Genomic DNA, 19,988 nt, shown 5'->3' with positions numbered 1-19,988 from the left:
CCGCCTAGCCTTTAATCTCGACGTGCAGATAGCCCTGGCTGTAGTAGGGCAGCACGTTCATGCCCAGCTCCCCGGCCGCCAGCGCCAGATCGCCCACCGCCACACCCGGGCAGTACAAGTCCGCCGCGCAGCCCCGTTTATGAAAGGACCAGCTTACGCCGCCAACCTCCTCGTTTCGCGCCGCACAGCGTACGCCCGAGGTAATGATGACCGGACACCCGAAAGTGCACCGCAGTGCTTCTATTTTTTCAAGAAGCTCTGGATTCATGGTGCATGGCCAGCCGTCGCAGAAGCCCGCGCAGTCACAGGCGTATTCCGACATCAGAAAATGCTCGGACGCCTGGGGCTCCAAGACTTCAGACGGCGCCTCAGCTTCCGGCTCCGGCCGCGTATCCACGCCCCCTTCATCTGGAGACTGGGGCGCTGGCGTTATCACCTCCGGTACGGCCACTTCTGGCGCCGCCTCCGGCATGCCCTGAAAGTTTACCAGAAATATGCCGCTGGTGAAAAAGACCAGCAGTATGGCCAGTGTCATAAAAATACGTTTATAAAATTTTTTCATAGAATCCCCTTCCATTTTTGCCTGCTCATGATTCCATCTAAAAAAGGGGCTTTCGCCCCTTTTTTACGCCGCATCCTCAATGACCACATCGGTTTTAGTGGTATCGACCTTCACGGCTCCGGTCACCTTGGCCAGAGCGAACCCCTCAGGCTCAAAAACGCCCAGATCGACAATGGTCTGTGCCCCTGTCTTGATCTCCGTGTCGGTAATCCCTTCTTTGTAATCCGGAATGGTCATTTTAAATTCCTTCCCGTCTGTCCGCTGAAAATAGATGGATAAATCCTTGCTGGTTGTTGCTGCCATTTAAAATCTCCTCTCAAATTTTAGTTTTTACAGGGAACCACGCCTCTGTGATTCCCCGTTCTCTGCTCTCGCCTGACGGCGCGATAAAGGCGCTGTACCCTATGCCACTTCCACCAGGTCCTCGGCGGTCACCTTCATCTGTTTTTCCCGAATGGGCTCCTGCATGCCGGTAATGGCCTTGGCCGTGCCCACAAAAGCCTCGTCCGTCACATCCTTCTTGACATCGCCGTAGGTTTTATTTCCCTTGACGATTTTTCCATCTTTTTCTCCATAATTGACGGTGATTTTCATTCCCACCGATTCCACAGTTTTCTCAATGGTTGCCATATTGTTTGCCTCCTGTTTCAAATTCCGGCAGCGCTGCCTTACACCTTACAATATGGCAAATCCCCAAAACGCCCACCCTGCTTTTAAGCTTTCTTTAAGTTTTTTCAATGCCATAGGCTTTCCGCAGGCCTTTCATGGCCTTGCTCAGGGTCCTCGCCACACATTGCTCGCTGACGCCGCGGTCCCTCGCAATGGCCTGGTAGGTCTGCCCCCTGTAATAGTGGGCCTGAACACACTCCCGCTGCACTTTTGGCAGCTGTGCCACCCGCAGCTTTAAGAGGCGCAGGTCACTGTCCTGTTTGATTTCCCGCATGCTCCGGTCTGCGTCGCTCTCCTCCGCTTCTGCTTCCGACAATGTTTCTGCCAGGCAGACACCCTCCGATGAGGGCATATCCAGTGACAGGACCGCCTGCACCGAGGTCTGCGGCCGCTTTTTTGCTTTCTGGACAAACGTGTAGAAAAGCTGCCGCTTAATGTAAGCCGGAAAATAGTCCGGCCGTTTTGATTTAAAATCCTTTAAACGCTCCATAAAAATAACACAGGCCTCCTGATAGGCATCCTCCAGCTGGGTTTTATCGTAAACATACGCGCTGATGGTGGCTAAAATCAAGGGCTTAAAGGTCAGCAGCAGCGTTTCCGCTGCCGCCTTGCTTCCTGCCTGCGCCTTTGTCACCAACACGCCGATCTCCGCGTACTTTTTACTCAAGCACACCCTCCTTCACTCATCCTCGCGGATGGATATAATCTCCAGAACAGCCTCCGGGAAATGATCCTCCACCGCTCCGGCCGCCTCGTAAAAACAATCCTCCGCCTCCTCAGGGCTTCTGGCCGGCAGCACCTTACGCACCCGGCATGCCCCTTCCACAATGTAATGTCTCAGCCGCCCTGTACAGGGTCTTCCTGCTCCGTATCGGTTTGTGTACAAACGCACCTCCTGAATTAATAAAGATTAATATATAATATTATTAATAATATTACTAATGGCGGACACCTGTGTCCGCGATGTTGCCGCGATACCGCTTTTTTTGTCCACATTGCGGTCATATCTGTCCGCTCTGCCCTATCCCGCATACTTATCCACAAGGCCAAAAACCGACACCTCCTCATCGGCCAGATTCTTCAGGCGCGTGGGCGCCACGTTCTCCGCAAAAGGGATTAAAGTATAAATGCCTTTGCGCCGGTTCTTAACCGCCTTCTGATATTTCATCCGTCCGGCGTCTACCAGCTCCTTTCGGTAGCGGCGGATATTGCGGTCACTACGCCCAAAGAAGCGCTCAATGCCCTCTGGCCGCACAAAGAACTCGACCCGCCACAGCCACCGTCCATCAACGGACGGCAGCGCGCAGCAGTTGCACCGGTAAAGCAGGTAAATCCAGAGCGCCACAGCCCCCTCCGAAAGCTTGCTCTCCACAGGCAGATCGGACTGCCACTCGATAAAAGCCTCCAGCTCCGAAAAAAAATTCATGAAGCCCCTCAGGCAGCTGCCCTTTGTAAAAGGCGCTCCTCCACTATTTCGAGCCGCATTTCAAGCTCCTGATTTTTAATGACCTGAAAGGCCAGAGCGGCCGAGAGCATCCGGATTGCCTCCTCCATGTTCTCTTTTTCCTCCTGATTTTTGTCTGCTTTTTCGCTTTCAGGCAGCATCATCCGGGCTGCGTCGATCTCATGGCGGACCACGGGCAGCACGCAGATTTCCAGATACCGCTTAAAGCCCGTGGCCGCCTTGCCGCCTTGTTTTTTAAGCAGAGCCAGCACCCCCTCCTGGCTGATCATCAGCATATTGCTGGCGCGCCCGCGGCGGTCTTTAATACGCCTTTTGCATATGGCTGAGGCCGGCGCCTTCTTTAAAAAACAGCGGTAATCCCGGTTACCCAAATCCCCCGCGATCTCTCTTAAAACAAAATAGCTCCGGCTGCCCTCATCATAGATATCGGTATATACGCGCAGTTTATGGTAATCACTGCCAAAACATTGTTCCAAAGTTGCTAAAACGGGTTTATTCATCCTACTCTACCTCCCATATATTCACTAAAGACTGGCCGCTGTAAAAACACTTTGCCATCTGCGGCATCGATTTAAAATAAGTCCGGCTGATCCATTCCCACTCATCGTAAAAGAACCACAGTCTGTCCTCGGCTTCAGCCTTTTCAAAGCACGCAAGGGCCATCCGGCGAACGCCGTCAGCTGTCATATACCAATCCTTCGGGCCGTTATCCTGCTGGGGCACCTGCATCTGAAGCAGATCCTGCTTTTTGCAGTGCCTAAGCAGAAACATTTCCGTTTCGTAGGGTTTCAGGCCTAAAACTTTTCCAACATCATAAATGTTGTAGAGCAGCGGATTATCGCTGAGTAAAACGTTGTTCAGCCAGATCATCTTCACCTCCTTAAACTCGGGTGTCTCTGCCCTGAGCAGCCGCTTTTCAATATCGGCCATTTCCCACTCGATTGGGCGGCTCTCAAAGGGCTCTCCCTCCTTGTGAAAGCACCGGCACTGCCCCTGCGCGTCTAAAAAGCGGCAGTACAGCCTGCAGCGTGTTTCATCCGCCCGGTAAGCGCATTCTTTGCAGCCCTCAGACATCCGCTTTAAATCATACCAGGGCTCTTCATAAAACCCATCTCTCTTTAAATCTTCGTTCATACCATTTCCTTTCGGTTACTTTCGCCAGCGCTGACGTTAGGTTTAATTATAGCGGTTTTTTAATAAAGCGCATCTCGCCTCCAGGGGATGATAAGCAGCAAAAAAACATAAAACACAGCGTTTTATATCTTTTTATGGCAATATTTTTCTCTTTAAAGTTTAAAAAGTATCGTGTTTTTTAATAACTGTAAACCTCTGCATTTCTGAGGAATAATGTTTTATTTTATGCGCTTCCGGTAAAACCGAAAAAGCTTCGTTCGGAGATGCTGTTTGATGATGCCACTCAAGACATACGCTTTGAATTCCGCATTCTTTACAGTGCAGCCATTCCCCGTAAACCGGCCAGTGGCGTTTAATAAACATTTCCCGGACGCGCCAGCCCTCGTCCAGCTTTTCCTGCACCCTGCCGGGCCGCTGCCTGTAAGGAATCACAAAGCCCGAAAAAGTAACCAGGGCTCTGGCCCTGCGGTCATGCCCTCTGTATACCGCGTGCCAGTTAAGATAGCTGAACCGCTTCGCGCTCACCCAGGGCACATCCACCTTGACCGGAATGTACCCAAGCCCCGCCCCTAAAAAAATGACGTTATTGCTTCTCTTTCCCGCAAACCGCATGGTGGTCTTTCGCCGTCTTGCCATGTTTATATCCAGATATTCCCCGATACAGTCCAGAAAATACCTGGTCTCCACCGGGATGATAAAGGCCTGTCCATCCCCATATAACACCACCGTGCTGTTGCCCTTTTCCTCACAGCACCGCAAAAACCCCAGCGGCGCGCCCGAAAACCGTAAAATCCTGCCGATGTTTTCATCTGTCAGCTTGACCTGCCCGTTGTCAAAGCCTGTGGGCAGGGATTCATATTTTAATTCTGTTATCGATTTCATTTTTTTGTTTCTACTACTCCTTTTTTATTGTTAATTCATTCTAACGTTACCGTCCATACATTTTCAACACCATCATCCTAGGTGCAGATACCAAGGGAATCACCGCCTTTCACAATGATTTTGACAAAAAAGATAAAACCGACAGGCTGAGCGCGAATGCGCCCACATGCCGGTTGATTGGGGATGTGTCCCGGAAACCATCTATTCATTTTTAAGAATATTTAATTTTTTAAAATTCCAAAATTTGTTTTCAATAAAATAAAACAAACATCCCGCGCTTAAACAGATTATTACATTGAGGATTGTTCCAACTAACTCATTTGTGCTTTGGATTACAATTTTTCCCATTCCACAATAATAGACCATTTGCGTCAAAAAAATATGATATGATGCATCTCCACAATATTCATAAACATGCATAATCTGATTTTTAGGGTGTATATTCAAATATTTCAAACTCCAAAATACAATTGGAAATACCCATAATACCGTAGGCAGAGAAGTTGTTGGCCAAAGTGTAAAAACAATCGGCTTCATCCCTAAATAATTTTTGAATAAAATATATACAAATCCAATAAACAAACATATAATCATTGCTCTTGTTTTTACTCTTTTTTGGTAATAATATAAAATGACGCCGCTTATTATAAAACCAAAGTAACGAAAAATCATCAATCGATATAATGATGCCGTATATGCATATCCAGATAAATAAGTAGACTCCATATCAAATGCTATATTTATAACTAATAATATACTAAAAGTCAATTTAGCTTTACTTTTAAATCCCATTAATATAAAAGGAAATAAAAGTAGAAATTGAATCAAAATTGGAATATAATAGCTTCCTGGTCCAAATCCACCGGTTACATAATTAAAAATCATTATTCCTTTCGTTAATTCCAATTTCTTACTAATATAGATAAGGAATATCTCTAGAACATAAACAGCACTATATGGTAAAAGTATTCGTTTTAATTTAGGTAATAAATTATTATGTCGAAACCATTCCCGAGTTGCAAAAATCTTTTTATTTTCGCAAGATGCCGTAAAGTTGAATCCACTGATAATCAAAAAAATTGGTACAGCCATTGCAATCCAAAATGGACCGCCAATTCTCTGTTCGCTTGTTGGGCTAATACTATGAGTTATTAAAACTAAAATAATTGCAATACATTTAAGGTAACTAACGGCATAATTTTTTTTCATTTTTTCTCCTTTAGAGCTTTTTGAATTATTTCTTTCAAAATTCTTTTATTAAAACAAATTAAATCACACTCTAATATAAGAATAATGATCCATCGAAGAATCGGAAAATCATAGGTCAAATTGATGAGCATAAAGCCAACGCTGACAATGCCAATGCGATATAAATACAGGCGTTTCGAGATATTGAACCCACCCAGTCTTGTTGCGATAATGTTGTTGTTTACACCTAATTAAATCAATCCAATTTTAACTACATCATAAATGTATATCTATAGTATTTTTCTACACTCTAAATATACATCTCTAATTTGTCGTTTTTTATACAAAACATAGATTACAAATGCAACGAAATATATGACCCCTGAAGTTATTGATCCTCCATTCCAATTCAAAATAATAAACAAACTTGCTAAGCTAAACTCACAAACTATATCATTTTTTATCTTTATTTTCAAACTTCTTTCCAGAAGAAGTTCTGCAAAAATACATCTGAATGCCAAGAGCAAAACAATAGAGACAACTGTAAGTTTAAGATCGTTACATATGTATACTGAAATTAAAGTCACAAAAATACTCATAATAACTGAAATTATATTTACTATAAAAATAGTATTTTCTTTACGTAAAGCTTTTAAATATGTATTAACAAGCAATGACATTTTACTTTCAAAAATACACATAGGAAACATTAAAGCCATATATTCAATACTTTCACAGTATTGAGGCAGCCAAATATTCAAAATAACCTTAAAAGGATAATAAAGCAACATTGTTCCACATAATATAGGCATTAGAATTGTTCTTATTCTTGTATATATTAGCGGCAAACTTTCATTTTTTTCTCGCTTTAAAAGTGGAAACATTATATTACTTACGGCATTAATAAATACCATCAATAAACTGGATAAACTTAATGTCATTGATACTTTTCCAAAAGTAGCTATATCCCAGTTTTGCTCAATGCCAAATCTAACAATACCTATTATTAAAGAACTTGCAATATAAGCTAATAGAATTTTAATACCAACTTTTATATTGTCAAAAGCCTCTTTTATCCCAGACCTAAGATTTTCATATTTTCCAAACACAATATCCTTACAACTTATAATTGCATATAAAAGAGAAATAACTTTAGTAACCAAATCGATAATTATATATACCTTATAGCTTGATATTTTTAATACTACTAAAATTATTATAAATATTCCGGATAAAATTCTATCAAGTATAGTAATAAAAGAATATTTCTTAATAAGATATGTCGCTTGTAAAATAAACAAAAAAAAGGTTTTCAAAATTGATAAAAATCCAGATATGAAAGTAAAGATTAAAATTATACTCTTTTCATTATCAGGTATCAAAAAATAGACAGAACTAACTAGTATTAAGAATAGTATTATCTCAAAACTTGTTAACAGCCAAAATTGCGTTACAAATCTTTCTTTTTTTAGTTTAGTATACTCTTGTCCTCCATAACGTAAATATATACCATCTACCCATCCAAAATGAAAAAAAGCCACATAACCAGAATAAAAAATATATAATTGCCAATAACTATACTGTGTTATATCTAATACTTTTGGCACAATTAATACTGTTAATACCGATATTAATAATGACACTATATTAGCTGATAGAGATAACGAAAAGCTCTTTGCGATGTTTTTTAATTTATTATTCATTTCTCAACCTAGAATAATTTTTTTTCCTTCTTATTCCTATTTTTTTCATTAATTTTATGGTAATTCTTATTAGCTTATAAACACAAATAGCTAAAGTAATATTATAAAAAAATATATTGACTGATAATTGATTTATTCTTGCTTTATTTTTAAAGTATAGATTCTCTTGATACACAGAATAATTATTTTTTATATATAATATTATTTTTTTAGAAATTTTTTTGGTACTTTTTTGAATCGAAGCACTAGAGCCTTAGCTGTAGTAAAGTAAAAATAGTTCAAAAAAACATAATCGATCTCATCTTTATATGTTTCATATAATTTTCTGTGTTGAACTTCTTGAATGAATAACATAGCTGATTGACATCGATCACTCATTTTTCGAATATCTACACTCTTTGTTGTACTATTTATATTATCTTGAAAATAATTATATAAGGGTTCTTTTATATAATCACATTTTTTAACATACAACATTGGGATATGGGCTTGACAATTATCTTCATAAAAAATATTTTCAGGATATTTAATTTCATTATCTAACAATAAGCATCTTTTATATACTTTAGCCCAACATGAACCTGGATTTAAAATAAGTCTCCTTCTTTTTTCTTCGGTAATGATCCCCATATTTTTTTCATCGGCCATTTTGAGATATATTCCTTGTATTCCATCCTTTGTCTCTAATGCATCATAAAAAATAATTTCAGCATTTGTACTAATGGCTCTTTCGTAAACTTTTTCACAGAGTTTTTTTTCAACCCAATCATCGCTATCGACAAAGCAAATGTATTCTCCACAAGCTTTTGCTAATCCTAAATTTCTAGCTCCACCTTGCTTTTTATTTACTTTTGAGTCAATAATTACAATTCTATTTGGATCTTGTTTCTGATATTTTTTCATGATACTAAGTGAATTATCAGGTGATGCATCATTCACTAAAATAATTTCAATATCGCTTAATGTTTGATTTATTAAAGATTCTATACATCTTGATAGATACTTTTCTACGTTATACACTGGTACAATTATACTAATTTTAGGTTCCTTTTTCTTTTCATTTACCATATTTAAACCTCAGCAAAATCTCAGCCATCATAAAATCAAACTGATCATCAATATCGACCGAGCTCTGTTTATCCATAATCACAGCAAAACTTTTATCATCGTATATTTCAGTATTTGTCATTAAATGCTTTTTTTTTATAATATAAACAGCACCATTGATCCGATAATAAATCGGTAAATCCTGTCTTCTTTTTCCAGTAATGACTTTATCAAAAAAATTGCTCATATTTCCATCTTCAGGCAGTGTATTTTCCCATAATGGTGAATGATCAGTCTCGCATACCGACACTACTGTATTCGCACCTTTTTTGATAAATATCTCCAGTGCGTTTAAAATATCTTTTTCTGTTCTGAGTGGGGAGGTTGGCTGCAAAAGCAGACAAATATCAAACCTCTGCTCCAGCTTTTCGTATTCAATGACCGCTTCTTTGACGACATCCCAAGAGGAGGCCGTATCTGTCGCTAATGTATTGTGCCTTAAAAAAGGAACATTGGCACCATATGCCTCTGCTATTTCTTTATACGCTTCTGAATCGGTGGATACAAAAATTTCATCAATTACTTTTGTCTTTTGAGCTGCTTCAATCGTATACGCCAGCAAAGGTTTGTCGTTGAGCTCTTTAATATTTTTATCAGGAAGCCCTTTGGAGCCGCTGCGTGCTGGTATTACTGCGAGAATCCTTTTTCCTTTATACATTCAAAACCTCTATATCATAAAACTTCTTTTTCAAATTTATCCGATCATTCATCAAAAAATCAGCGAGCACTTCAATCATCCTGTCACTGGTCTTTCCATCGCCGTAAGGGTTTACCGCATCCTGTATGCTTTCCCTGAACGCTGGATCATTCGCCTGATCCATTGCTTTTAGGACAGCATCTTTTTCAGGCGAACAGTTAATGACGGTTTCTCCCTGTATCCTGCCCTTCTGGCGGTCACCGATATTGATGGTGGGAATATGAAAGCTGGGGACCTCAATCAAACCGCTGGAGGAATTGCCAATGATCATCTGTGCGTATTTTAAAGCGCTCAGATAACGGAGCATGCCCAGGGATTCAAAGGCAATGGCATTTTCGTGCTTACACGCATAGTCATCGATCTTCTGGTTGATGATTCTTCCATGAGCATCGGAATTAGCTTTGGTGAAAATGAACTGCATCTCCGGATGGGCATCACAGGCACTTAACAGGGCGTCAAATTGTTGTTCAACCTGGTTTTTTTCTAAGGTGACGGGGTGGAAGGTAATCACTACGTAGGGCTTATCTAGTTTGAACGCAATACTCGCCTCCAACGCTTCTTTTGAGAGCAGCTTTATCGAAAGAATATTTTCGACTCCCATGGCGCCGACTTTAAAGACGCGTTCAGGCGCTTCGCCCAATTGAATCACCCGCCTCCGGTATTCCTCAGTACTGGTAAAATGCAGATAGCTCATCTTAGTGATTGCGTGGCGGATGCTCTCATCAATGGCCCCCTCGGTTGTCTCCCCGCCGTATAAATGCGCAATGGGAATCTGTGCGTTCATGGCGGCACAGCAAACAGCTAGGGTTTCGTAACGGTCACCTAAAACAATGAGCATATCAGGATTGGTACGGTTAAAATACTCTGCAAAGCTGATCATGGCCAGACCCATGCTTTTGGAGATGGAAACTGGCGTGTCAGAACTCATGAGAATCTCGATTTTCTGATCAATGACAATCTTATCTTTTTCAATTTCACGGTAGGTTAAACCAAACTCTGGCGAGAGATGGGCCCCTGTTGCGACAACTCGTACATCAAAACAGGGATTTTGATCCAATTTTTTGATAATAGGACTTAAAAGGCCATACTCTGCCCGTGTTGCGGTAACAATACATATTTTTTTCATACTTCAATCAACTCATCCTCTGCAAAGTCACGTGTTGCTTTCTGACCGAGAACCTGGCGCCACCGCATGGCGCTGATGCCAGTTCCGGGGCGTTTGGTGGTAATGTTTTGTTCTGTAAAAACCTCTCCCTTTTTAATGGGCTGGCTGGCGACAATACTCTTTCGGGCAATCGCCATATTTTTAATCTCTGAAGGTGTTGGCTTTTTATCCCCGGTTCCAACGGCTTTTTCGATATTGCGGATAGCCTGAACCATCGCCTTGAGCTCGGATGGTTCCAGGCTGGCTTTGTGGTCGGGTCCTTCCATGCTGCGGTCTAAGGTAAAATGCTTTTCGATAATCGTTGCTCCCACGGCAACCGCCGCAATAGGAACCTCAATGCCTTTTGTATGGTCGGAATAGCCCATGGGTGTGCCAAATGCTTTTTTTAAGGTTTCCATCGCTTTAAGATTGACATCCTCCATGGGCGTCGGATACTCGGTATTACAGTGTAAAAGAGATATTTTACGCGCACCGTTCTCTCTTAGCACAGCGAGGGCTTCTCTGATTTCATCCAAGGTACACATGCCGGTGGACATGACAATAGCTTTATGGGTCTGGGCGATCTTAACCAGATAGGGATAGTTTGTAACTTCGCCTGACGGCAGTTTCCAGAATGGCATATCCAGCTGGTTTAAAAAGTCAATGCTTTCAAGATCAAAGGGGGTGGACAAAAACTGAATGCCTTTTTCTTTTGAGAAAGCCTGAAGCTCCCGAAAATCATCAAAGCTTAATTCCAGCTTTTTGACCATTTCCAGCTGGCTTTCATCGGCACTACCAGTATTTTTAATCTGATATGCTGCTTTCTCAGCAAATGTGGAAACCAGCCTTTCAGATTTAAAGGTCTGAAACTTGATGGCATCAGCCCCAGATTCTCTGGCTTTAAGGATCATTTCTTTTGCCCGTTTTAGACTACCATTATGATTGACGCCTGCTTCGGCGATGATAAAAACACTCATTTGATTGCTTCCTTTTAATTGATTTCCCGTGCCGGGACACCCACAACGCGCACTTTATCCGGAATATCCTTCAGCACGACACTGCCTGCACCGACAAACGCGTTTGATCCAACTTTTATTCCCTGTATGACCGTCGCATTAGTTCCGATATGTGTATTTTCTCCTATCGAGACATTGCCGCATAAGGCCGCTGCCGGAGCGATATGACAAAAATTACCGATACTGCATTCATGCTCAATAACAGCACCAGTGTTGATAATCGCCATCTTACCTATGGAAGAACCGGCATTGACGGTAACACTTTTTCCAATAAAAATACTTTCCCAAAGCTTGACAGTAGGACTGATGACAGCGGATGGATCGATGATATTGGGCAAGGTAAATCCGATTTTTTTCAGTTTTTGGTAGAGCCTTTGGCGTATACGGGTATCGCCAATACTGCCGACGGTAACAAAGGCATGCTGTATCCCTTTTTCATAAAAGCGCGGCAGATCTTTATCTGTCCCAATAATTGGAATGCTGAGAACCTGCGTATCACCAACCCCAGTTTTATCAATGATACCTGCCGGTTCATATTTTCCCTGGGATTTCAAGCTGTCGATTACGCTTTTGGCATGGCCGCCCGCACCGATTAAAAGTATCTTTTCCATCCGCTACACGCCCAAGCCTTTCCGCATTTCTTCCATCTCCTCAAGCTGTCCCATATCCATCCAGGATTTTTCACTCACGGGATAAATGGCCACCTTTTTACCTTGCTCCCGCTGTTTCTCAACAATGTCTGGAAAGCCGATGCTGACATGCTCCTCAATATCATTCAAAACCTCGGGCTCTACAAGATAAAAGCCGGTATTGGTCAAAAAGGAATACTCAGGTTTTTCGGTCATATCCGCAATATCGCCGCCTTCCCCCATGGTGATAACACCATAAGGGATGGTGAAATGCTTGTAGGCACAGACAATGGTGATGGTATTGCCATTCTTTCTGTGAAAATCCAGAATATCACTGTAATCGGCTTTGACAATAATGTCGCAGTTTGTCAGAAAGAAAGGCTGATGGATTTTTCCCTTTAACAGGCTAAGACCCCCGCCTGTACCTAAAGGCTCGGTCTCGTCATAGTAAGTAATCTGGCCAGCTATCTCCGTTTCGGCAAAGTAAGCCTTAATCATCTGCTTTTTATGATTAACGATCAGATGAAACGCATCACAGCCAAAATCCATAAACCGATTGATGATATGCTCCGCGATGGGCAGATCGCCAATGGGAATGAGGGGCTTGGGCAAAACCTTGGTGTAAGGATACAGCCGTGTGCCCTTCCCTCCTGCCATCATGACCACCGGCAATTTAAGCTTTTGTCTCTCCTCCAACGCTCCATTGTTCAAAAAACAGATTCCCTTAATTACCTTCTCATGATCCACAATCGGGATGGAGAGAATATGCTTTTCACGCATGGTCTGCTGTGCCTGCTCTCTGTCCTCAAGGAAAATATATTTCGGGCTGTAATTGGCAATCACTTTGATGGGCTCCTGCAGCTGTCCGCCCTTCAACAAATGCCTGCGAAGATCCCCATCGGTCAGGGCTGCCAGAAGCCGGCTCTTTTCGTCCACCAGATAAAGGATGCCCTTGCTCACGGTGTCCAGCTGTTTCATGGCCTCGAGAACGGTTTTGTTTTCATTAATAAATAGATCCTGAAAATGCATGGTGGTCTCCCGTTGTTATTTTATATTACTGAGGGTTTCAAGCACACGATCAACTTCCTCCGCAGTCAGGTTACTGCTGCAGGGCAGATTGACAATACGTCTGTGATAATCTTTTGCTTTTTCGATGTCGAAAGTCCTATCCTTCTGGTAGGGCTTCTGTTCATGAATCAAGCCCCAGATAGGTCTTGACTGGATATTGTTTTCGGACAGTGTCTTGATGATTGCCTTTTTTGAATATTTTTCTAAATCTTCAATATATAGGCTGTAAAACCAGTAATTGGGTTCGATGGCCTGGTTAAAAGGCAGCAGCCGAAGCCCATTCAGGGTTTGAATGCCTTTTTCATAGCGTTGGTAGTTGGCCTTTTTTACCGCAATAAAATCATTAAGTTTTTCAAGCTGGGCGACCCCGACAGCTGCCTGAAGATTGGTCATGCGGTAATTATAGCCCACGTCGCCGTGGATAAAGTTAACGGCATCGTCCTTGGCCTGGGTTGATAGATACCTTGCTCTCTGGCTCAACACTGGATCTTTGGTGACCATCATCCCTCCGCCTCCGGTGGTGATGATCTTATTACCGTTAAAGGAATAAACGCCAATATCGCCAATGGTTCCGGCATATCTTCCGGCAAAGTCTCCTTTTGTATAATATGACCCTAATGCTTCGGTTGCGTCTTCAATGAGAATCAGGTGGTACTTGTCCGCAATCATGACGGCTTTTTCCATATCGGCCATATTGCCAAAAACATGAACCACAATTGCTGCTTTCACATGCTTTTGCGTCTCAAGATGAATCAGCTTTTCATCTTTCAATTCACATTCGGTTTCGCAAAAGCGCTGAAGCTTATCCATGTCCATACAGAGAGAGCCATCACAGTCCATAAAAACTGGTGCAGCGCCTAAATATTTCACAGGATTAACGGCCGCGATAAAGGTTAAGGTTGGCACAATGACCATGTCTTCACGGGTCACATTGGCTAAAACAAGGGACAAATGTAATCCTGCGCTACCGCTCTGACAGGCGACCGCCGAATCCACATTCACATAAACGGCAATTTCTTTTTCAAACCGGTCGATATAAGTCCCGCCCGTGGAGACCCATTCTTTTTCGAGGGCGTCGGTCACATATTGGATTTCATTACCTTTGATGTTTGGGACGGATAGAGGGATAAATGGTTTCATCATTTTTCTTCCCAGATCGGCTTTTTTAATTTCCATTGGCCAAAAACATCTTTATAAAAAAGCTCTTTATTATATAATTTGTCAATAACAGTCCAAAATTCATCTTCTGTATATCCTAAAAATTCACAAAAATCCTGTACAGATTTTGAGTCTAAACTATGATCGTGCTCTTTCACCAGCTGAACCGCTTCTTCTCGCGTCATCATTCCATAACGAATAAATCGTGCTCCATAATCTGTTGCGGCAGCATGTCCAAATTTAGGATACTTCAACCAGGAATGAACTAAATACGCTGGTGAATCAATTTGATCAAAGTTTTCAATATGATGCGTGCGATCCCATTCATGTGTTAAATCATGAAAGCCGCGCTTTTTTGCAAACACATAGTTTTTATAGCTATTCCATGGCAAAAAGTAACTTAAATAAATCGGATCAAGCTTATTAAGCTCCTCTTCAGATGGTGGATTCGTCAAAGACAGATCTTTTTCTGTAACGCCTTCACCCAGTAGAAAATCAAGTTCCATATCCGACGCTACCCCATTAAAAATCTGGTTTTTGGCGGAATATGTTTCCACAGCATTCGATCCACCATATGTATAGCTGACATCTTCTCCATAAACCAGAAGTGGTGTATTGAATTTTAAGGCCATCATGAGTGGGTAAGTGTAAATTAAACGGTCAATGAACCATGTGGGTTTTCCAAAGGCCTCAAATGTTTTACGCATTAATTTTTTTTGTGTTTTTATATCTGGTTTTATTGAAATAATATTACATCCGAATGTCTCTGATATATTTTTAAGGTTATGCTTTCCGGCCTCTGTCATTTTAAAATTATCTTCGACTGAAAAAAGAATGGGATTCATCCCCATAACTTCCTTCATAATATGCACCTGATAATGGCTGTCTTTACCGCCGCTGACGGCGATAGCACAGTCATAAGACGACCCGTTCATTCCCCGGTATTGGTCACATAATTTTTCTAGGTCTTTGTAGCGTTGTTCCCAATCCGTTTCTTTTGCTTTTTCATAGGCAACACACGCCGAACAAATACCCTCTTCATTGAACTCAATCCCCGGGCGGGTATCCGGCATCACACATCTCTTACAATATTTCATTCGTATTCCTCTTTTCTACACGTTATAAATATCCGTCTTATAAGCATCCATGTTCTGTTTCATCCACTCAATGGTTTCCTGGATTCCCTGTTCAAAAGTATATTGCGGTCTCCAGTTTGTCAAACGCTTAATCTTTTCATTAGAACCTAACAAACGGTTGACCTCACTTTTTTCTGGCCGGAGCCGCTGCTCTTCACAGATAATTTTAGCCTTTGGATTAATCTGATCGATGATTTCCTGTGCCAGCTCACCAATAGAGATTTCCTGTTGTGTGGCAATATTAATTTCCTCGCCAATTGTTTTATCCGATTTAGCGATTTCGATAAACCCATTGGCTGTGTCTTTAACAAAATTGAAATCCCGGGTCGGTGTAAGTGAACCTAATTTAATCTCCTCTTTACCAGCTAAAAGCTGACTAATAATCGTAGGAATGACAGCCCTGGCAGACTGTCTTGGTCCATAAGTATTAAAGGGGCGAACGATGGAAATCGGCATGTCAAAACTGCGGTAGAAACTTTCAGCAAGACGATCTGCACCAATCTTTGTCGCTGAATATGGCGACTGCCCCTGGAATGGATGGTGCTCATCAATGGGTACATATTGTGCCGTTCCATAGACTTCAGAAGTGGAGGTAACCAAAATACGGCTGGTTTCTAAATCCCTTGCTGCCTGAAGAACATTTAACGTGCCTTTAATATTTGTATCCACGTAAGAATCCGGTGAATGATAGCTGAATGGAATGGCGATCAAAGCGGCCAAATGAAAAACCATGTCCACATCTTTCATGGCAGTCCGAACACCGTTAGGGTCACGGATATCTCCGGTAAAGATTTCAATTTGACTGAGCTTTTCTTTGGGAAGGGTGTCTAGCCATCCCCAGTTGTTGAATGAATTGTAGTAGACGAAGGCTTTGACGTTGTAGCCTGCTTCAAGTATTGCTTCGGTTAGGTGGCTGCCGATGAAACCGTCGGCACCGGAAATAAGAAGTTTCATGTATTTCTCCTATCAATTTTATAACGAGCTAAAATGATTAATGTTCCTATTGAGATATATAAAGTTACAGTCCCCACTCCAGATACAAGCGTCGATTCAGTTGTATCGCTGATGAGTGCTATTAAAAAAGCTAACAACGCTATTTTTTGTGTCTTTGATGTGCAATTATTATTTATAGTTATAACAATTGTAAAAAGATATTCTAAAAATAAAAAAAATGTAATATATCCATATCTTCCAATTACTTCCATATAGCTATTATGTAAACTTAAGTATACATCTCTTGTAATAATTTTAGAAATCCCAACGTTTACTTCACTTATAATTTTGCTATAATTACCTAAAAGTAGATGCTTTTTTGAGTTCTCAAAAAGAACACTCCATATAACTTCTCTACCTGAAAAAATAGATTTTCCTAGGAAAGTAAAATTCTCCAAAATATTAAATTTATATATAAGCACTAAACAAATCGGAATTATCAATGGTGCTAGAATACATATGGTCACAAATAAATTGCCTAATTTAATATTTTTCATTTTATTTTCAATTAATGCAAAAAACATACAAACCAAAATACTTACTATAGACATTCTTGCATCCGTTAAATATAAAAAATAAAATAGAATAATCGAGCACAATCCTAAAATAAATTTTAAACTTTTTTTATTAGTATAGTAATAAAATAAAATTAAGTAGATCATTTCTAAAAATATCCAATGACCAGTGGTATTTGGATTACCCCAATTAAATGTTAATATGCCCTCAGAAAAAATAATTTTTTTTTGAAATAAAAACACCAGAATGTACAAAAATGATAGAAACAAATTAATAGTCAACACAAATGAAACCATTAATTTTGAAATTTCTATTTCTGAACAGGTGTAAAAAAATAACAAAGTAGATAAAAATATATAATAGACCTTTAACGTTTCTAAATTAAGCATCGTTTTACTAACTAATATAGAAAGAAAACTGAAGATTAAAATCAATAAAAGTATCCGTATCTTTTTTTTAGAAATACTATCCTTTCTCTTCACTAATAAAACATTTAAAAAACCAAAAATAATAAAAATATAAGAACAGTAAAAAACTATCGTCCTTAACTCCATTTCATCAAGAAAAGTAAGTAATGAAATCAGGATATTTATTATCCATATCATATAAAAACTAAAATTAATACTTACTTTCTTAATATTAAACTTTTTATTATATAAATCCATATTATACCTGTCCAATTATTTTTGAAAGTAGTTTATGTGGGTATCTCAACATGATATAGTCTAAATCTTTAAGCGCTTGGTAAATCTTTTTATTTGAAATATCATCAATCACTACATTCACATTTAAATGATAGGCTTGATTTAATACTGTAGAATATTTAGCTATAACATTATTGGTAGTAAATAGCGACTCTTCTATACTAATTTCACTAAAATCTTCTATATAAATATTTGAGACATATTTTTTAAGCAATTTTAAATTAGTATATATAGGATGAGGTCTTATTATAATAGAAAATTTCTTTTTATTAATTCTATCGATAATAATTTTAAGAGTTTTAATTTGTTCTTCATCAATACTATCTAAATATATCTTATAGTCTATTCTATTTTTGGAAGGAGAAAAGGATTTTAAAGTCATTAACTTTGGTAATTCAATGATAAATTGACTTTTTTCAGCTCGTAGCTTTATAAAGAGATTTATATAGTGCTTATCCCAAACATAAGAATTAGTAAATCTAAAAAAAGAATCTGTTATATCATACAGTTTTTCTCCATGCATTATATTTATATGTTTAATTTTATTTTTTTCACAATAATATGTTAAAATTGAAGATGTATAAGAATACTCAGCAGTAGCTATTATATAATTAGGTCTATATTTTTCTATTAATTTTCTGTAAAAAGAAATACGCAATGTTACCTTCATAAGAAACATTGGATGAAAGCCAACTTCCTTTATTATATTAAATATATATAATATATCTTCTTTTTTTAAAAAACCGATTTCTTTTTCGTTGATAAAAGCGGGCGCATACTTCTTTTGAATCGTTTCTGGAACTATGTCACTACCTAATTTATTCCAAAAAATAGAGTTTTCATATACTATTTTTATTCTTTGTAAACTAAAAGTCATCAAAACTATTAGCAAAGGCAAATATAACAAAGACGCGATTAAATCAGTAAAAATCTTTATTTTCCTGCTTTGCCAGCTTCTTTGGCAATAATATTGATAAAGTGAACGTTGCGTATCACTATGTGGTTCACTAAATTTATTTAAAAACTCTCTGTCTTTATCAACATCTATATTTTGAATATCTCTATTTTGATTAAAAATTCGACTTAAAAAGTATTTCATTTTAGTATCGCTCGTACAATCTTATCAATTATTTCTTCTGTCAGGTAAGGGTGCATGGGCAGTGCCAGCACCTGCCCACAGAGCCGCTCAGTCACCGGACAGCTGCCTTTAATAAAGGGCGTGTCTTTGAAAGCGGTCTGCTCATGCATGGGCTTGGGATAATAGATCATGGTCGGAATCCCCTGCTCCTTAAGCGTCGCCTGCAGCCTGTCCCGCTGGCTGGCTGATGACAGGGTGATGGTGTATTGGGCCCAGCTGGATAAAAAGCCCTCGGGAACAGCTGGTGCTTTGACCACGCCGCTCAGTGCCTGGGTGTACTGGGCTGCCACGGCGTTCACATCCTCCAGCTCAGTATCGGCAAAGGCCCTGAGCTTGACCTGAAGAATGGCAGCCTGGAGGGTGTCCAGTCTGGAGTTGACGCCAATGCGCACATTGTCATACTTAAAGCTGCCCTTTCCGTGAATCTTGTAGGAATTGATGAGGGAAGACAGCTCGGCGTCGTTGGTAAAAACAGCGCCGCCGTCCCCATAGCAGCCTAAGGGCTTGGCCGGGAAAAAGGAGGTGGTGGCCGCGTCCCCAAAGCTGCAGGCCCGTCTGCCTTTTATGGCCCCGCCAAAGCCCTGGGCGCCGTCCTCCAGCACCTTGAGGCCATATTTGTCCGCAATGGCCTGTATCCTGGGATAATCGGCAGGCAGGCCAAAAAGGTCGACGGCAATGATAACCTTTGGGGTCAGTTGTCCCTCTGCAAGCACGTCCTGAATAGCTTCTTCGAGCCTTTTGGAATCCATGTTAAAACTATCTTCGTCTACGTCTACAAACACGGGCGTGGCGCCCTGGTGGGCAACGACCTCTCCGGAGGCAAAAAAGGTGAAATCCGGCACAAACACTGCATCACCCGGGCCAATGCCCCAGGCCATGAGCACCAGGGATAGCGCGTCGGTGCCGTTGCCGCAGGTTTCGCAATGCTTTACGCCCACGTATTCGGCCAGCTGCTCCTCCAGCTCGGTGACGGGGGCTCCGGAAATAAAATTCGTGTTGTCAAGCACGGACTGGATGGCGTCGTCGATGTCTTTTTTCAGGTGGTGGTATTGGGTTTTAAGGTCTCTGAATTGCATGGG

23 protein-coding genes are annotated in these 19,988 nt (G+C 40.6%); all 23 read right to left on the bottom strand.

Annotated features, from left to right (window positions below):
* Positions 1 to 4: 4 nt before the first annotated feature.
* The 23 genes from I2B62_RS08790 to I2B62_RS08680 all read right to left on the bottom strand — a co-directional run bounded on the left by I2B62_RS08790 (position 5) and on the right by I2B62_RS08680 (position 19,985).
* The gene (locus tag I2B62_RS08790) at positions 5 to 562 is read right to left on the bottom strand and encodes a D-Ala-D-Ala carboxypeptidase family metallohydrolase (RefSeq protein WP_195268598.1); all 558 of its coding nucleotides are present in this window, start codon (positions 560 to 562) and stop codon (positions 5 to 7) included.
* A gap of 63 nt (positions 563 to 625) precedes the next feature.
* A complete protein-coding gene (locus tag I2B62_RS08785; RefSeq protein ID WP_195268597.1) occupies positions 626 to 865 on the bottom strand; it encodes a DUF2922 domain-containing protein in 240 nt (79 codons plus the stop codon).
* A gap of 99 nt (positions 866 to 964) precedes the next feature.
* Entirely contained in the window at positions 965 to 1,192 is a 228-nt protein-coding gene (locus I2B62_RS08780) for a hypothetical protein (RefSeq protein WP_195268596.1), read from the bottom strand.
* A gap of 94 nt (positions 1,193 to 1,286) precedes the next feature.
* Positions 1,287 to 1,898 (bottom strand): sigma-70 family RNA polymerase sigma factor, encoded by a 612-nt coding sequence (locus I2B62_RS08775; protein ID WP_195268595.1) that lies wholly within the window; start codon positions 1,896 to 1,898, stop codon positions 1,287 to 1,289.
* Between the two features lie 12 nt (positions 1,899 to 1,910).
* Positions 1,911 to 2,123 (bottom strand): hypothetical protein, encoded by a 213-nt coding sequence (locus tag I2B62_RS08770; RefSeq protein WP_347707803.1) that lies wholly within the window; start codon positions 2,121 to 2,123, stop codon positions 1,911 to 1,913.
* A 129-nt stretch (positions 2,124 to 2,252) separates the two neighbouring features.
* Positions 2,253 to 2,657 (bottom strand): hypothetical protein, encoded by a 405-nt coding sequence (locus I2B62_RS08765; protein WP_195268593.1) that lies wholly within the window; start codon positions 2,655 to 2,657, stop codon positions 2,253 to 2,255.
* A gap of 8 nt (positions 2,658 to 2,665) precedes the next feature.
* A complete protein-coding gene (locus I2B62_RS08760) occupies positions 2,666 to 3,196 on the bottom strand; it encodes a hypothetical protein (RefSeq protein ID WP_195268592.1) in 531 nt (176 codons plus the stop codon).
* 1 nt (position 3,197) lies between these two features.
* Complete coding sequence (locus I2B62_RS08755; RefSeq protein WP_195268591.1) at positions 3,198 to 3,830, bottom strand: hypothetical protein; 633 nt, start codon at positions 3,828 to 3,830, stop codon at positions 3,198 to 3,200.
* 159 nt (positions 3,831 to 3,989) lie between these two features.
* Entirely contained in the window at positions 3,990 to 4,712 is a 723-nt protein-coding gene (locus tag I2B62_RS08750) for a hypothetical protein (protein WP_195268590.1), read from the bottom strand.
* Between the two features lie 201 nt (positions 4,713 to 4,913).
* Entirely contained in the window at positions 4,914 to 5,921 is a 1,008-nt protein-coding gene (locus tag I2B62_RS08745) for an acyltransferase family protein (RefSeq protein WP_195268589.1), read from the bottom strand.
* Positions 5,922 to 6,190: 269 nt separating this feature from the next.
* Entirely contained in the window at positions 6,191 to 7,603 is a 1,413-nt protein-coding gene (locus I2B62_RS08740; RefSeq protein ID WP_195268588.1) for a hypothetical protein, read from the bottom strand.
* A 201-nt stretch (positions 7,604 to 7,804) separates the two neighbouring features.
* On the bottom strand, positions 7,805 to 8,671 hold the full coding sequence (locus I2B62_RS08735; protein ID WP_195268587.1) for a glycosyltransferase: 867 nt from the start codon (positions 8,669 to 8,671) through the stop codon (positions 7,805 to 7,807).
* Entirely contained in the window at positions 8,661 to 9,368 is a 708-nt protein-coding gene (locus I2B62_RS08730) for an acylneuraminate cytidylyltransferase family protein (RefSeq protein ID WP_195268586.1), read from the bottom strand. The genes I2B62_RS08735 and I2B62_RS08730 overlap by 11 nt, the downstream gene beginning before the upstream one ends.
* Entirely contained in the window at positions 9,361 to 10,533 is a 1,173-nt protein-coding gene (gene neuC / locus I2B62_RS08725; protein ID WP_195268585.1) for a UDP-N-acetylglucosamine 2-epimerase, read from the bottom strand. The genes I2B62_RS08730 and neuC overlap by 8 nt, the downstream gene beginning before the upstream one ends.
* Positions 10,530 to 11,528, bottom strand: coding sequence for an N-acetylneuraminate synthase (neuB, locus tag I2B62_RS08720; protein WP_195268584.1), 999 nt, complete (start codon positions 11,526 to 11,528; stop codon positions 10,530 to 10,532). Before neuB ends, neuC begins: the two co-directional genes overlap by 4 nt.
* Positions 11,529 to 11,542: 14 nt before the next feature.
* On the bottom strand, positions 11,543 to 12,178 hold the full coding sequence (locus I2B62_RS08715) for an acetyltransferase (RefSeq protein WP_195268583.1): 636 nt from the start codon (positions 12,176 to 12,178) through the stop codon (positions 11,543 to 11,545).
* A 3-nt stretch (positions 12,179 to 12,181) separates the two neighbouring features.
* A complete protein-coding gene (locus tag I2B62_RS08710) occupies positions 12,182 to 13,225 on the bottom strand; it encodes a sugar phosphate nucleotidyltransferase (RefSeq protein WP_195268582.1) in 1,044 nt (347 codons plus the stop codon).
* Positions 13,226 to 13,240: 15 nt separating this feature from the next.
* On the bottom strand, positions 13,241 to 14,404 hold the full coding sequence (locus I2B62_RS08705; protein WP_195268917.1) for a LegC family aminotransferase: 1,164 nt from the start codon (positions 14,402 to 14,404) through the stop codon (positions 13,241 to 13,243).
* Complete coding sequence (locus I2B62_RS08700; protein ID WP_195268581.1) at positions 14,404 to 15,519, bottom strand: N-acetyl sugar amidotransferase; 1,116 nt, start codon at positions 15,517 to 15,519, stop codon at positions 14,404 to 14,406. Before I2B62_RS08700 ends, I2B62_RS08705 begins: the two co-directional genes overlap by 1 nt.
* A gap of 15 nt (positions 15,520 to 15,534) precedes the next feature.
* Complete coding sequence (locus I2B62_RS08695; protein WP_195268580.1) at positions 15,535 to 16,512, bottom strand: NAD-dependent 4,6-dehydratase LegB; 978 nt, start codon at positions 16,510 to 16,512, stop codon at positions 15,535 to 15,537.
* A complete protein-coding gene (locus I2B62_RS08690; RefSeq protein WP_195268579.1) occupies positions 16,509 to 17,732 on the bottom strand; it encodes an O-antigen ligase family protein in 1,224 nt (407 codons plus the stop codon). The genes I2B62_RS08695 and I2B62_RS08690 overlap by 4 nt, the downstream gene beginning before the upstream one ends.
* A gap of 1 nt (position 17,733) precedes the next feature.
* Complete coding sequence (locus I2B62_RS08685; RefSeq protein WP_195268578.1) at positions 17,734 to 18,870, bottom strand: hypothetical protein; 1,137 nt, start codon at positions 18,868 to 18,870, stop codon at positions 17,734 to 17,736.
* Complete coding sequence (locus I2B62_RS08680) at positions 18,867 to 19,985, bottom strand: DegT/DnrJ/EryC1/StrS family aminotransferase (RefSeq protein ID WP_195268577.1); 1,119 nt, start codon at positions 19,983 to 19,985, stop codon at positions 18,867 to 18,869. Before I2B62_RS08680 ends, I2B62_RS08685 begins: the two co-directional genes overlap by 4 nt.
* Between the last annotated feature and the right edge of the window lie 3 nt (positions 19,986 to 19,988).

It is taken from the genome of Eubacterium sp. 1001713B170207_170306_E7, from assembly GCF_015547515.1.
In the GTDB taxonomy this organism is placed as follows: Bacteria; Bacillota; Clostridia; order Eubacteriales; family Eubacteriaceae; genus Eubacterium.
The sequence above is the reverse complement of the archived record's forward strand: the minus strand, read 5'-3'. Positions and strand labels throughout refer to the sequence as shown.